General features: G+C 67.8%; 13 protein-coding genes. 5 read left to right on the top strand and 8 right to left on the bottom strand.

The window, feature by feature from the left end:
• Positions 1–3: 3 nt before the first annotated feature.
• The 6 genes from SJY20_RS14750 to cobS all read right to left on the bottom strand — a co-directional run bounded on the left by SJY20_RS14750 (position 4) and on the right by cobS (position 7057).
• Entirely contained in the window at positions 4–687 is a 684-nt protein-coding gene (locus tag SJY20_RS14750; RefSeq protein ID WP_380787668.1) for a Fe2+-dependent dioxygenase, read from the bottom strand.
• Complete coding sequence (locus SJY20_RS14755; protein WP_380787669.1) at positions 681–1400, bottom strand: tetratricopeptide repeat protein; 720 nt, start codon at positions 1398–1400, stop codon at positions 681–683. The genes SJY20_RS14750 and SJY20_RS14755 overlap by 7 nt, the downstream gene beginning before the upstream one ends.
• A gap of 4 nt (positions 1401–1404) precedes the next feature.
• The gene (locus SJY20_RS14760; protein ID WP_380787670.1) at positions 1405–3900 is read right to left on the bottom strand and encodes a TonB-dependent receptor; all 2496 of its coding nucleotides are present in this window, start codon (positions 3898–3900) and stop codon (positions 1405–1407) included.
• A 78-nt stretch (positions 3901–3978) separates the two neighbouring features.
• Positions 3979–4218, bottom strand: coding sequence for a ribbon-helix-helix domain-containing protein (locus SJY20_RS14765; protein ID WP_380787671.1), 240 nt, complete (start codon positions 4216–4218; stop codon positions 3979–3981).
• Between the two features lie 7 nt (positions 4219–4225).
• On the bottom strand, positions 4226–6049 hold the full coding sequence (gene cobT, locus SJY20_RS14770) for a cobaltochelatase subunit CobT (protein ID WP_380787672.1): 1824 nt from the start codon (positions 6047–6049) through the stop codon (positions 4226–4228).
• Positions 6050–6052: 3 nt separating this feature from the next.
• Complete coding sequence (gene cobS, locus SJY20_RS14775; RefSeq protein WP_380787673.1) at positions 6053–7057, bottom strand: cobaltochelatase subunit CobS; 1005 nt, start codon at positions 7055–7057, stop codon at positions 6053–6055.
• Positions 7058–7239: 182 nt separating this feature from the next.
• Here cobS and SJY20_RS14780 point away from each other — a divergent pair, with 182 nt between their 5' ends.
• Both SJY20_RS14780 and SJY20_RS14785 read left to right on the top strand, forming a co-directional pair.
• A complete protein-coding gene (locus SJY20_RS14780; RefSeq protein WP_380787674.1) occupies positions 7240–7668 on the top strand; it encodes a VOC family protein in 429 nt (142 codons plus the stop codon).
• The gene (locus SJY20_RS14785; RefSeq protein WP_380787675.1) at positions 7665–8435 is read left to right on the top strand and encodes a VOC family protein; all 771 of its coding nucleotides are present in this window, start codon (positions 7665–7667) and stop codon (positions 8433–8435) included. Before SJY20_RS14780 ends, SJY20_RS14785 begins: the two co-directional genes overlap by 4 nt.
• A 13-nt stretch (positions 8436–8448) precedes the next feature.
• On the opposite strand, the gene SJY20_RS14790 is transcribed toward SJY20_RS14785, so the two are convergent.
• On the bottom strand, positions 8449–10260 hold the full coding sequence (locus SJY20_RS14790; RefSeq protein WP_380787676.1) for an AcrB/AcrD/AcrF family protein: 1812 nt from the start codon (positions 10258–10260) through the stop codon (positions 8449–8451).
• A gap of 121 nt (positions 10261–10381) precedes the next feature.
• Here SJY20_RS14790 and SJY20_RS14795 point away from each other — a divergent pair, with 121 nt between their 5' ends.
• From SJY20_RS14795 to SJY20_RS14805, 3 genes are read left to right on the top strand one after another with little or no spacing between them, the layout of a single operon-like run.
• Complete coding sequence (locus SJY20_RS14795; RefSeq protein ID WP_380787677.1) at positions 10382–10783, top strand: GtrA family protein; 402 nt, start codon at positions 10382–10384, stop codon at positions 10781–10783.
• Between the two features lie 15 nt (positions 10784–10798).
• The gene (locus SJY20_RS14800) at positions 10799–11524 is read left to right on the top strand and encodes a class I SAM-dependent methyltransferase (RefSeq protein WP_380787678.1); all 726 of its coding nucleotides are present in this window, start codon (positions 10799–10801) and stop codon (positions 11522–11524) included.
• 8 nt (positions 11525–11532) lie between these two features.
• Positions 11533–12315 (top strand): crotonase/enoyl-CoA hydratase family protein, encoded by a 783-nt coding sequence (locus SJY20_RS14805; RefSeq protein WP_380788731.1) that lies wholly within the window; start codon positions 11533–11535, stop codon positions 12313–12315.
• Here SJY20_RS14805 and SJY20_RS14810 read toward each other — a convergent pair.
• Complete coding sequence (locus SJY20_RS14810; RefSeq protein WP_380787679.1) at positions 12312–12662, bottom strand: hypothetical protein; 351 nt, start codon at positions 12660–12662, stop codon at positions 12312–12314. The two genes, SJY20_RS14805 and SJY20_RS14810, sit on opposite strands and share 4 nt — an antisense overlap.
• Between the last annotated feature and the right edge of the window lie 12 nt (positions 12663–12674).

The following is a 12674-nucleotide window of genomic DNA, read 5'->3' on the forward strand; positions in this document are numbered from 1 at the left end:
ACGTCAGGCATCGGCCCAGCGGCGCAGCAGATTATGATAGACCCCGGTCAGCCGCACGGTGGTCGGGTCGCCCTGCCCCTGCGCCGCTGCCACCGCCTGTACGCCCTGATCGAGTTCGAACAGCAGCGCGCGGGCGCCGTCGTCGCGGACCATCGACTGGATCCAGAAGAACGACGCGGTCCGCGTGCCGCGCGTCACCGCAGTCACGCGGTGCAGGCTCGACGCCGGATAGACCACCATGTGCCCGGCCGGCAGCTTGACCGTCTGCGGCCCGAACTGGGTCTCGATCACCAGCTCGCCGCCGTCATAGTCGGCGGGATCTTCGAGGAACAGCGTCGCCGACAGGTCGCTGCGGATCCGGAAATCGCTGCCACGGCGGATCCGCACCGCGTTGTCGACGTGGAGGCCGAAATCCTGCCCGCCGGCATAGCGGTTGAACAGCGGCGGAAACACCTTCAACGGCAGCGCGGCGGCGACGAACAGCGCCGACCGGCCCAGCGCGTCGAGCACGATGTTGCCCGCCTCGCGCGCCGCCTCGCTGTCCTCCGGCAGCTGCGCGTTCCGCTTGGCGAGCGCGCTCTGCGGCCCGGACGTCGCGTTGCCGTCGATCCATTCGGCAGCATCGATGATGCCCCGGACGCGCGCGACCTCGTCCGCGTCGAGCAGGTCGGGGATCGCGATCAGCACGGCAACGCCGCCAGCGCACGATCCCGCACGTCGCCGTCGAGCCGCCCGATCCAGTCGCGCATCTGGCGCACGAACCGCGCATTGCCGAGCGTAGCTGCACGCGTCAGCCAGGGCAGCGCCGCCTCGACCTGACTCGCATCGAGCAGCATCCGCGCGTGGTTGAAGCAGCCGCGAAAATCGCCGCCCTCCGCCGCCTGCCGGTAGCAGTCCGCCGCCTTCGCCATGTCGCACGGTCCTGCCCAGCCATCCTCGGCGAAGCTGCCGACGAAATTGATCGCCTTGGCATTCCCCATCGCGGCCGCACGCTGCAGCCAGTCGAGCGCGGTCGCGCGATCCTTGGCTACCCCCTCGCCCAGCGCAAGCAGCGTGGCGTAGTTATACATGCCCCAGTCGAGCCCGCGATCTGCCGCGATCCGGTAGCAGTCGGCGGCGCGGGTCTTGTCCACCGCGGTGCCCCAGCCGAGATCGTAGCAGCGCCCGACCATGTTGAGCGCCATCACATGATGCTGCGCCGCCGCCCGCGTGAACCAGCCGAGGGCCGCGCGCGGATCGGCGGGAACGTCGGCGCCGTCGAGCAGCATCTGCCCGTACACCGCCTGCGCCTCGGCGACGCCGGCTTCCGCGCCCGCACGCACCAACGCCGCGCGCTCTTCCGGGGGACCGGAAAGGCGCGCGGCGATGGCGTCGGGTGTCAGCGTGTCGAGCGTAGCCAAGATCCTAGAAGCGCAGGTTGACCGTGCCGAACACGGTACGGCCGGCCGCGATCGCGGCATAGTGGCTGGTGAAGGTCTGCGAGAAATAGGTCTTGTTGGTGACGTTCTGCGCGTTGACGCTCAGGTCGACATTGTCGGTCAGCTTGTAGCTGGCGCGCGCATCGAACCGCCAATAGTCGGGGATGCTTCGCGTCAGCACTTTGGTCGCCGGCGTGACGGTGACGATACCGGCCGCAGTCTGCGTCGCGGTGCGGTTGTCGGCATAGCCGCCTATCTGCTCGTCCATGTAGAGCGCCGTACCGCCGATCTGCAGCCGCTTGGTGACGTCCAGGTTGGTCGTCGCGGTGAAGCTGTTCCGCGCGGTCTGCGGGACCTGCTTGCCGGTGTTGACCGACACCACGCCGATCGTTCGCGCCGGCTGGATCACCGTGGTCACGCCGCCGACGGTCTGGCTGATCGCCGCGGCGGTCAGCGTCGTGGAGCCGCCGTCGCGGATCTTCGGGTTCAAATGCGTGAAGCCGCCGAACACCGTCCAGCCGGGCAGGATCGTCCCGCTGACGTTGAATTCGACCCCGCGGATCCGCGTCTCGCCGATGAACGCCGCGGTGTTGTTGTCGTCGAGCACACGGGCGTTGGCGATATCGGTCTGGAACACCGCGGCCCCCAGCTGCAAACGCTCGCCGAACAGGCTGGCCTTGGCGCCGAGCTCGTAGCTTTTGGTCTTCTGCGGACGCAGCAGGTTCAGCACCGCAGCGGTGATCGCATTGTCCTCGCGGCCCTCGCCCAGCAGGCTGTTCGGTGGTGTCGCGGCGGTCGCATAGCTGCCGTACAGGCTGGTCTCCGCGGTCGGCTTGAACACCAGCCCGGCCTGCCAGTTGAACAGATTGTCGATTCGCGTGATCGGCACCTGCGTCGCGCCCGCCAGGATCGTCGTGGTCCGGAACCGGTCGTAGCGCGCGCCGACGTTGAGGATCAGTTCGGGCAGCAGCGTGATCGAATCGAACGCGTACAGCGCGCGGGTATGCGCGTCGTTCTGGGTCTCGCCGGTGTTGCCGATCTTGACGATCGGCGTCGCCACCGTCGAAGTGTCGCTGGCGTAGTTGACCCACGGATCGTTCGGGTTCGGGTTGAACAGGCTGGTGCAGTAATAGCGCGCGATCGTCGAGGCGTTGCAGCGCGGTGAGACCGTCGATCCGCTCGCCGAGACCAGCGTACCGCGTCGGGTCTGCTCCCACGAGACTTCGGTGCCGGCGGCGAAGCTGTGCTTGATGCCGCCGGTCGCAAACGTGCCGAACAGGTCGGTCTGGTCGACGATGCTCTCGCTGTGGCCATAGCGCGTGTTGCCGCGCCGCCAGACATAGCCGCCGGTCAGCACGTCGCCTCGCGCGCCCGCCGCACCCGTGGTCGGGTTGGTCGCCGCGGTGCCATAGACGTTGCCCTGGCTGTCGTCTGGCAGCAGGAAAATATACTCCTGGCTGCTGTAGGTGTAGCGCGCGGTGTTCCGCAGCGTGATGCCGCCGAAGTCGTGCTCGACGCGGATCGTCGCCTGGTTGGTCGTGGCATCGCGGTAATCGCGATCGACCAGGCCGTAGAAGTTCTTCCGCGAGACATAGCCGGTCTGGCCGCCCGCGGTGGTCACATTGCCAAGCGCGGGCTGCGTCGAGACGTTGCCGGTGCCGGGGTGATTGCCGATCGTGTAGAGGTACGGGATGCCGCTGTCGGGCAGTTCGCTGCTCTCGAGGTGATAGAAGCTCGCGGTCAGCCGGGTCGGCGTGCCGAGCCCGATCGCGAACGACGGTGCCACGCCCCAGCGCTTCGACCAGATCGCATCGCGTCCGGCAACGTCCTGGTCGTGCCACACCCCTTCGATGCGGAACGCGGCGGTATCCGACACCTGCAAATTGAGGTCGGCGCTGACCCGCTTGTAGTCGGCCTCGCCATAGCTCGCGCTGGCGGACCCGCGGGTCTCGAGCTGCGGCAGTTTCGAGATGATGTTGATCGTGCCGCCCGCCGATCCGCGGCCGCCGAGCGTCGAATCCGATCCGCGGACGATCTGGACGGCGTCGACCGCGAACACTTCGCGGGTCTGCGCGGCAAGATCGCGGACGCCGTCGACATAGATGCTGCCCTGGCTGTCGAAGCCGCGGATGAACGGCCGGTCGCCGATCGGGTTGCCGCCTTCGGCCGCGCCAAAAGTGATGCCGGGCACGGTGCGCAGCGCGTCGGCCAGGCTGTTCGATCCGGTCTGCTCGATCACTTCCTTGGGCAGCACGATCACCGATCGCGGCGTGTTGACCAGCGGCGCGACCATCTTGGGGTTCGCATCCTGCGTTTGGCGCTGGCCGTTGACGAGAACCTCGTCGCCGCGCTGCAGTTCGGCATCGGCGAGCGGCGGGCGCTTGTCGTCGGCGGCATAGGCGGGAGCGGTGGCGAACGCACCGACGCAGGAAAGAGCTAGGAATGCGGTGCCCGCGATCGGACGCGGTGTAACGGAAGACATGTAGCAGAAACCCCTTTTGCTAAAGGTTCCGCTATTGAGAGTCGTTCGCACTGTCAACGCTAATGATAGCGATTCGCACTAACTCTGCACGAACAGCCAGGTCCTGATTGCGCTCGCGAGATTGGGGGGCGCGGTGCCGACGATCCGCACCGCATCGATCTCGGCGACCAGCGCGGACAGCGGCAGCGTGCGCTCAACCGCTGCGGCTTCCAGTGCCTGCCAGAACACGGGTTCCAGGCTGATCGAGGTCTGGTGGCCGGCGATGGTGACGGACCGTTTCACCGGCCCCTGGAAACCGCCGGCGGGCGCGGTGATCATGCCGCCGTCATTCGGTGTCGAACAGCGCCGCCAGCTGCTCGATGAGGGTACCGCCCAGCTGCTCGACATCCATGATCGTCACCGCCCGCGCATAGTAGCGCGTGACGTCGTGCCCGATCCCGATAGCCGACAGTTCGACCGGCGACTTGGTCTCGATCCAACCGATCACCTGGCGCAGATGGCGCTCCAGATAGCTCCCGGAATTGACGCTGAGCGTCGAATCATCGACCGGCGCGCCGTCGCTAATCACCATCAGGATGCGACGCTCCTCGGGCCGCGCCATCAGCCGGCTATGCGCCCAGATCAGCGCCTCGCCGTCGATATTCTCCTTCAGCAACCCCTCGCGCATCATCAGCCCGAGCGAGTTGCGCGCCCGCCGCCAGGGTTCGTCGGCGCGCTTGTAGACGATGTGGCGCAGGTCGTTGAGCCGTCCCGGCTGCGGCGGACGTCCGGCGGCAAGCCAGGTCTCGCGGCTCTGGCCACCCTTCCACGCGCGCGTCGTGAAGCCGAGGATCTCGGTCTTGACCCCGCAGCGTTCCAGCGTGCGCGCGAGGATATCCGCGCTGATCGCCGCGATCGAGATTGGGCGGCCGCGCATCGACCCCGAATTGTCGATCAGCAACGTCACCACGGTGTCGCGGAAATCGGTCTCGCGCTCGGCCTTGTAGCTTAGCGACAGCGTCGGGTTGACGACGATCCGCGCCAGCCGCGCGGCGTCGAGGATGCCCTCTTCCTGATCGAAATCCCATGACCGCGACTGCTGCGCCATCAACCGGCGCTGCAGCCGGTTGGCAAGTTTCGACACCGCGCTCTGCAGGTGGACCAGCTGCTGGTCGAGATAGCCGCGCAACCGCGCCAGTTCGTCCGCGTCGCACAGGTCGGTGGCGGCGATCGTCTCGTCGAACTGCGTCGTCCACGGCTTGTAGTCGAACGCGGTCGACATATCGGCGGGCGGACGGTTGGGACGGACCGGCTGCATGCCTTCCTCGCCGTCGTCGCCCGGTTCGCCGTCGGCCTCGTCCATCGAATCCTCGCTGGATTCCTGGCCGTCGCTGTCCTCGTTCTGCTGCTCCGACTGTTCGCCGCGCGCCTCGACCTCGCCCTGGCCCTGATCGCCCTGGTCGTCGCCTTCTTCGCCCTCGTCCTGCTGCTGCTCGTCGGTGCCCTCGTCCTCGGAGCCGCCTTCGTCGCTCTCTTCCGGAACCTGCTCGCCCTGGACCAGCTCCAGCTCCTCGAGCATCTTCCGCGCCAGGCCCTGGAACGCCTTCTGATCGTCGAGCGCGAACGCCAGTGCATCGAGATCGGTCTTCGCCTCGACCCACTCGCGCACCAGCGCGAGGCCCGGCGCGGCGATCCCCGGGGGCGCCTGCCCCGTCAGCTTCTCGCGCACCAGCAGGCCAAGCGCGGTCGACAACGGCACTTCCGCCTGGTTGCGCGCGCGCGTGATCGGGTCGGCGCGCAACCGCATGTCGAGCGCCATCGTCAGATTGTCGGTGATCCCCGCATAGCCGCGCCCGCCCAGCGCCTCGATCCGCGCGGTCTCGACCGCATCGAACACAGCGCGCGCAACCGCTTCCGCCGGCGCAGCGCGCGCGTGCATCGCGATGTCGTGATGCTTCAGCCGCAGCGCAAAGCCGTCCGCGAACCCGCGCGCCTCCGCGACCTGTTCCGCGGGCAGCGCACGCCCCGGCATCGGCACCTTGATGTGCTTGCCCGACTGCACCGGCGCATCGGCGGTATAGGCGAGCTCGACCTCGGGCTCCTCCGAAATCGCACGCGCCGTACCCGCGAGCACGGCCTTGAAGCGATCGAGCGGGGTTTCGTTGGCCAAGGCCTATGCCTTCCCGACGACGCTCTCCGGCAGGTCCTTGCCGAACACCCGCTGGTAATATTCCGCGACCAGGCTGCGTTCGGCCTCGTCGCACTTGTTGAGGAACGACAGCCGGAACGCGAAGCCGACATCGCCGAAGATCAGCGCGTTCTGCGCCCAGGTGATCACGGTGCGCGGGCTCATCACGGTCGAGATGTCGCCGTTGACGAAGCCCTTGCGGGTCATGTCGGCGACGCGGACCATGTTCTCGACGGTCTTCTTGCCCTCGGGCTTGTCGTATTCGCCCGACTTGGCGAGCACGATCCGCGCCTCGACCGCAGCGGGGAGGTAGTTGAGCGTCACGACGATGTTCCAGCGGTCCATCTGGCCCTGGTTGATCTGCTGCGTGCCATGATACAGCCCGCTGGTATCGCCCAAGCCCACTGTGTTGGCGGTCGCGAACAGCCGGAACCATGGGTTGGGGCGGATCACGCGGTTCTGGTCGAGCAGCGTCAGCTTGCCCTCGGCTTCCAGCACGCGCTGGATCACGAACATCACGTCGGGCCGGCCCGCGTCATATTCGTCGAACACCAGAGCGGTCGGGGTCTGCAGTGCCCAGGGCAACAGGCCTTCGCGGAACTCGGTGATCTGCTGGCCGTCCTTCAGCACGATCGCGTCGCGCCCGATCAGGTCGATGCGGCTGATATGCGCGTCGAGGTTGATCCGGATCGACGGCCATTTCAGCCGCGCCGCGACCTGTTCGATATGCGTCGACTTGCCGGTGCCGTGATAGCCCTGGACCATCACGCGGCGGTTGAAGGCGAACCCCGCCAGCACCGCCAGCGTGGTATCGGCATCGAAGACGTACGCCGGATCGAGATCGGGGACGCGTTCGTCGGCTTCGGAGAAGGCCGGAACCTCCATGTCGGAATCGATCCCGAACATCTCACGCACCTTCACCATACGGTCGGGGGCGTCGAGGATCGTCGTCTCGCGGCTATCGGGCTGGGTATTCGGAATATCGGTCATGTATGCCTCGTGTTCCCGACTGCTCTAGGCCAAGCGCGGGGCGTTACTCAACCGCGACCTGCGCCGGGAACGAGAAGAGTGTGACGAACCGCTCGGCAAGCGGGTCGGTTCCCGCCATTGCCGCGACTCGTTTTGATAAGTCGCGGGTTCGTGCCAGACTGCGGACTCGAAGGAGCCAAGCCATGGCCAAGTCGATCTTCGTGAACCTGCCGGTTGCCCACGTGCCGTCTTCGACCGCGTTCTACGAGGCGATCGGCATGACCAAGGATACGCGCTTCTCGAACGACCAGGCCTCGGCGATGCTGTGGTCCGATACGATCAGCTTCATGCTGCTGTCGCGCGATTTCTATGCGAGCTTCACGCCGAAGCCGATCGCCGACGCACTGACCACCAGCGCGGTCCTGCTGGCGCTGTCGCTGGACAGTCGCGAGGAGGTCGATGCGATAACCGAGGCCGCGATCGCGGCGGGTGGGCGCGAGGCGCATGAGGCGGAGGACCGGGGCTTCATGTATTCCCGCGCGTTCGAGGATCTGGACGGAAACGGCTTCGGCCCGTTCTACATGGACATGGCCGCCGCTCAGACTGCGATGACACCGGGAGAACCGGCGTGACATCGCTCGGCATGCCGATATGGTACGAATTGACGACCGCGGATCCCGCGGCTGCCGAACGCTTCTACGGCGCGGTGGTCGGGTGGACGCCCGGTTCGTTCGACGGCGGCGACGGCTATACGCTGTGGAATGCCGATGACGGTGCCGCGGTCGGCGGGATGCAGTCCTTGGCCGACGCCAGCCCGACCGGCCCCGCCTGGCTCGCCTATTTCCACGTCGCCGATGTCGATGCGGCGATCACGCTGATCGAGGCGGCGGGAGGCGCGGTCCATGCCCCGCCGCAGGACGTCGTCGGCGCCGGCCGCGTCGCGATGGTCGCCGATCCGCAGGGCGTGCCGTTCTACGTGATGACGCCGGCCTCCGGCGAACCCGGGGTCAGCACCAGCTTCTCGCCGACCCTGCCGCAACGCTGCGCGTGGAACGAACTGGTGACGACCGACCAGGCCGCCGCGCTGCCGTTCTACGCCACGTTGCTCGGCTGGACCTCGACCGAGGTGATGTCGATGGGGCCGATGGGCGACTATAGTTTCGTCGACTGCGGCGCGGTTCGCATGGGCGCGATGATGAACCGGGAGTCGCCCGACCATCCGACCGGCTGGCGCTTCTATTTCCACGTCCCCGACGTCGATGCCGCGGCGGCGGCGATCGACAGCGGCGGCGGCCGGATCGTGATGGGCCCTATGGACGTGCCGGGCGGGCAGCGCATCGTCATGGCCCGCGACCCGCAGGACGTGCCGTTCGGCCTAGTGTCCGGCGAACCGGCGTGAGACCGCCCCTCCGCTAGTCGACCTTGTACAGCCGCAACGGCGACTTTGCCGGCAGCGGCAGCGGGGTCAGCCACGCCGGGACCTCGTTGCGCGACATCTGCGCATAGAACCCGTTCGGGCCGCGCGACTTGTAGTTGGTCGATTCGGCGGCGTTCGGGCACAGCAGCAGCATCGTCGCGCCGTGGCGCTTGATGATCGCATGCGCGCGGTCGGTCGGACCGTCGAAGGCGTGCTGGACGTCCAGGATCGCATCGCCGTTGCGGTGGTACGGCCCCGCGATCGCATCGTGATGCGTGATCGTGATCAGCCGCGGGCCCATGTCGACGAAGGTGAAGATCGTCTGCGCAGGGTAGCGGTTGAGCTGCGCCAGCACCGTCGTGCGCAGGCAGTTGCCGGTCGCGGCGTTGACGCGCTTCTCGTAAGGCTTGGGCCGGTCGATCGGGAAATACTGGATCGCCAGCCCCGCAAACAAACCCGAGACGATCAGGAACCCCGCGACCGTCCCGAACACCCGCACCGGCAACAGCCGATGATGGAGCAGCCACGGCAGCAGCAGCCAGCCGAGCGCGGTCGCACCCGATACCGCCAGCAGCTGTGCGGCGGGCGCGGCGCGGACCTGCCACAACAGCATCGCCCCCGCGAACGCAGTGAACAGCGCGACGCACACCCAGCCGAGGGCGATCGGCTCGCGCCGTGCCCGCCAAGTCGCGACGATCGCGCCGATCAGCCCGATGATCGGCAGCGTCGCCATCGCGAACCCGGTGCGGAAGGCGTGCTTGTAGATCGGCTTGGCCTCGCGGACATTGTCGAGCCAGTTGTGCGCCAGCTCGGGCGAGACCTGTTCGGGGCGGCCCAGGCACTGCGGGAACATCACCGCGAACCCGACCGCGATCGCCGCGCCGGCGGCAACCGCCAGCGCCAGCCGCGCGCCACGCGATTCGGGCCCGAACCGCCCGAGCAGGAACAGCAGCAGTCCGGCCGCGATCATCACGCTCAGCCACACCGGGGTCAGCGCATCGCAACGCATCACCTGGTTGGCGTTCGACGCGAACACCGCGAAGCCGAGCGCGCTGCCGCCGCCAAGGCTCAGTGCATAGACCATCAACCGGTCCGCCTCGCCGCGGTCCCAGACCCAGCGCAGCGCCAGGATCGCGCCCGCCATCGCCGCATAGGGCAGCAGTTCGAGCCCGATCGTCAGCGACACCGCGCTTGCGATCCCGACCAGCGCACCGCCGCGCAACGCCTTGGGATCGCACAACCCCGCGACCGTCAGGCTCAACATCGCCAGCTGCCAGCCATGATGATCGATCCGCATCGGCGCGAACATCAGCTGGGTCGCGGTCGCGCCGGTCAGGAAGATCAGCCCGAGCGGCCAGGCATAGGGGCTGACCAGCCGTCGCACCGTCGCCGCGGTGCCCAGCATCGTGATCGACAGCGGCAGGATCGGCGCGATCCCGCACGCCAGCCGCTCGGCCCAGCTGTTGCTGGTGAACAGCCGGAAAAACAGGATCAGCCCGGCGATCGGCAGGTCGACCAGCCGGCTCCAATGGATATTGAAGCCCAGCGGCGGGTTCAGCCGATAGTTGCGCAGGTCGTACCAGCCCTGCCCGTCGAGCAGCGCGCGGACCTGCATCAACCGCATGTTGTCGTCGGTATCGCCCAGCGACAGCCAGCGGATCTGGCCCCAGCGATCGACCAGCATCCACGCCGCGATCACCAGCCACGCGACCAGCGTAAGCGCCACCCAATGGCGGTCGAGTTCGTCACGCAGACGCGACGGTACGATTTCGTCGCGTAGACGCGACGGCGCCGCGTCATCCGTCATCGGGGCCTGATCCAAAATGCTTTCCTCCGGGCCGCACGCACTCTAGACGCGCGGAGCTTTCCCCCGCTCTATCGACGCGGGATTAAAGAACAAGGCGGGCATGCAGGCGATACGGCGACAGATGGAACAGATGCAGGCCAGCGGCCTGCTCGGCCAGCTCGTGCGCTTCGGGATCGCCGGCGGACTGTCGAGCCTAGTCTATTCGCTGGTCTACCTGCCGCTGACCGCGTTCGTGTTCCCGCAGCGGCTCGCGGTCGCCGCGGTGCCGTTCGCGTTCGCGGTCGCGGTGACGTTCGGCTATGTCGCGCACAGCCGCTGGAGCTTCCAGGGTGCCGAGGACGGCGGCGCCAGCCAGCGCGTCAAATTCGTGATCGTGCAGGCCGCTGGGCTCTCGCTCAATGCCGCGATCACCTGGGTCGGTACCGCGCTGCTCCATCTGCACCCCTGGGTTCCGCTCGTCCCGGCCATCTTCCTGGCGGCGATCGTCTCCTTCGTGCTCAACCGTTTCTGGGTATTCCACTGATATGGCCAATCGCTGATGGACCGCATCGTCTACGACCGCATGGCCGCGCATGATTCCACGCACTGGTGGTACCGCGCGCGCCGCGACATCCTCGCCGATTACCTGACGCGCTACGCCGCGCTGCCGTCGCCTGCGCGGATCCTCGAGATCGGCTGCGGCACCGGGCACAATCTGCCGATGCTGGCCGGGTTCGGCGAGGTCGACGCGATCGAGATCGACCCCGCCGCGCGCGAGATCGCCAGCGAGCGGCTCGGCAAGCCGGTCGGCGACGCCCCCCTGCCCGAACTGACCGGCGTGCCGCGCGGCCATTACGACCTGATCGCGGTGCTCGACGTCGTCGAACATATCGAGGACGACGTCGCCGCGCTCGCTGCGATGCGCGCATGCCTGGCCCCCGGCGGCAAGATCCTGATCGCGGTCCCGGCGCACCAGTGGATGTGGAGCGCACACGACACCGTGAACCACCATCACCGCCGCTATTCGAAGGCGACGCTGAAGGCGGCGATTGAGCAGGCGGGGCTGAAGACCGAGAAGCTCGGCTATTTCAACTCGCTACTGTTCCCGCTGGCCGCCGCGGCGCGCATTGCCGGACGGATGAGCGGCCGCGACGACAGCGACGATTCGCCGCCGCCGGGGCCGGTCAACGCGCTGTTCGAACGGATATTCCGCCTCGAACGCCACCTCGTCGGCCGCGTGCCGATGACGCCGGGCGTGTCGATCGTGACCTTGGCCAAGCCATGACGGAGGCCATGAACAACCGCGTCACGATCAGCCGAATCGGCCATGTCGCCGACGTCCGGCTCAACCGCGCCGACAAGATGAACGCGATCGACCCGGCGATGTTCGACGGCATCGCTGCAGCGATCGACCAACTGGCGGCGATGGACGACATCCGCGCAGTCGTGCTGTCGGGCGAGGGCCGCGCGTTCTGCGCCGGGCTCGACATGGCGTCGATGGCCGACGTCGGCGCCGGGCTCGACATCGATACCCGCACCCACGGGCTGGCGAACGGACCGCAGCAGGTCGCGTGGGGCTGGCGGACGCTGCCGATGCCGGTGATCGCCGCGGTCCACGGCGTCGCGTTCGGCGGCGGGTTCCAGATCATCTCGGGCGCCGATATCCGCATCGCGCGCGCCGATGCCCGCTTCGCGATCCGCGAGGCACATTGGGGGCTGGTGCCCGACATGGCCGGCATCGCGCTGTGGCGGACGCTGGCGCGCGACGACGTGCTCCGCGAGCTGACCTATACCGCGCGCGAGTTCGACGGGACCGAAGCGTTGGCGCTGGGCTTCGTGACGCGGCTCGCCGACGATCCGCTCGCCGCGGCGATGACGCTGGCCCACGAGATCGCAGTGAAGAACCCGGATGCGATCCGCGGGTCGAAGCGGCTCTACAACCTCGCCGCCGATGAAGACGCCGCCGCCGTCCTGCTGGCGGAAAGCGCGGAGCAGGCGAAGATCCTCCGCACCCCCAACCAGGCCGAACAGGTCCGCGCGAACATCGAGAAGCGCGCGGCCATTTTCACCGACTAGGGGCGGTCATAGGGCACGAACGAGCGCAGGCGGCAGATCCCCGACGGGATCGACAGCCCCGGCGTCACCGTGCGGAACAGGTCGTTGCGACAGACCCGCGATCCATGGACCTCGACGATCAGCGTATCGTTGGGCCGCAGCGACGGGCATTCGCCGACCGGCCCGGTGACCCAGATGCGCTTGCCCGACTGGCGATACAGGATGGTGTGCGCATCGACGATGTCGGGACCGTTGATCCGCGATAGATCGACGCAGTCGACCGGTGGCCCTGCGATACGCCCGGCAAGCGGATCCGACCGCCCCGCCATCAGGGTCATCGCCAGTGCCGTGAGCGTGATCATCCGCATGCGTATCGCTCC

It is taken from the genome of Sphingomonas sp. R86521 (genome assembly GCF_042466235.1).
Classification (GTDB): domain Bacteria; phylum Pseudomonadota; class Alphaproteobacteria; order Sphingomonadales; family Sphingomonadaceae; genus Sphingomonas.

What these genes read in the sequence shown, in the direction of transcription:
- SJY20_RS14760 (WP_380787670.1), bottom strand. Translation starts at nt 3,900, where the DNA reads ATGTCTTCCGTTACACCGCGTCCGATCGCGGGCACCGCATTCCTAGCT.
- SJY20_RS14765 (WP_380787671.1), bottom strand. Translation starts at nt 4,218, where the DNA reads ATGATCACCGCGCCCGCCGGCGGTTTCCAGGGGCCGGTGAAACGGTCC.
- cobS (WP_380787673.1), bottom strand. Translation starts at nt 7,057, where the DNA reads ATGACCGATATTCCGAATACCCAGCCCGATAGCCGCGAGACGACGATC.
- SJY20_RS14780 (WP_380787674.1), top strand. Translation starts at nt 7,240, where the DNA reads ATGGCCAAGTCGATCTTCGTGAACCTGCCGGTTGCCCACGTGCCGTCT.
- SJY20_RS14790 (WP_380787676.1), bottom strand. Translation starts at nt 10,260, where the DNA reads ATGACGGATGACGCGGCGCCGTCGCGTCTACGCGACGAAATCGTACCG.
- SJY20_RS14795 (WP_380787677.1), top strand. Translation starts at nt 10,382, where the DNA reads ATGGAACAGATGCAGGCCAGCGGCCTGCTCGGCCAGCTCGTGCGCTTC.
- SJY20_RS14800 (WP_380787678.1), top strand. Translation starts at nt 10,799, where the DNA reads ATGGACCGCATCGTCTACGACCGCATGGCCGCGCATGATTCCACGCAC.
- SJY20_RS14805 (WP_380788731.1), top strand. Translation starts at nt 11,533, where the DNA reads ATGAACAACCGCGTCACGATCAGCCGAATCGGCCATGTCGCCGACGTC.
- SJY20_RS14810 (WP_380787679.1), bottom strand. Translation starts at nt 12,662, where the DNA reads ATGCGGATGATCACGCTCACGGCACTGGCGATGACCCTGATGGCGGGG.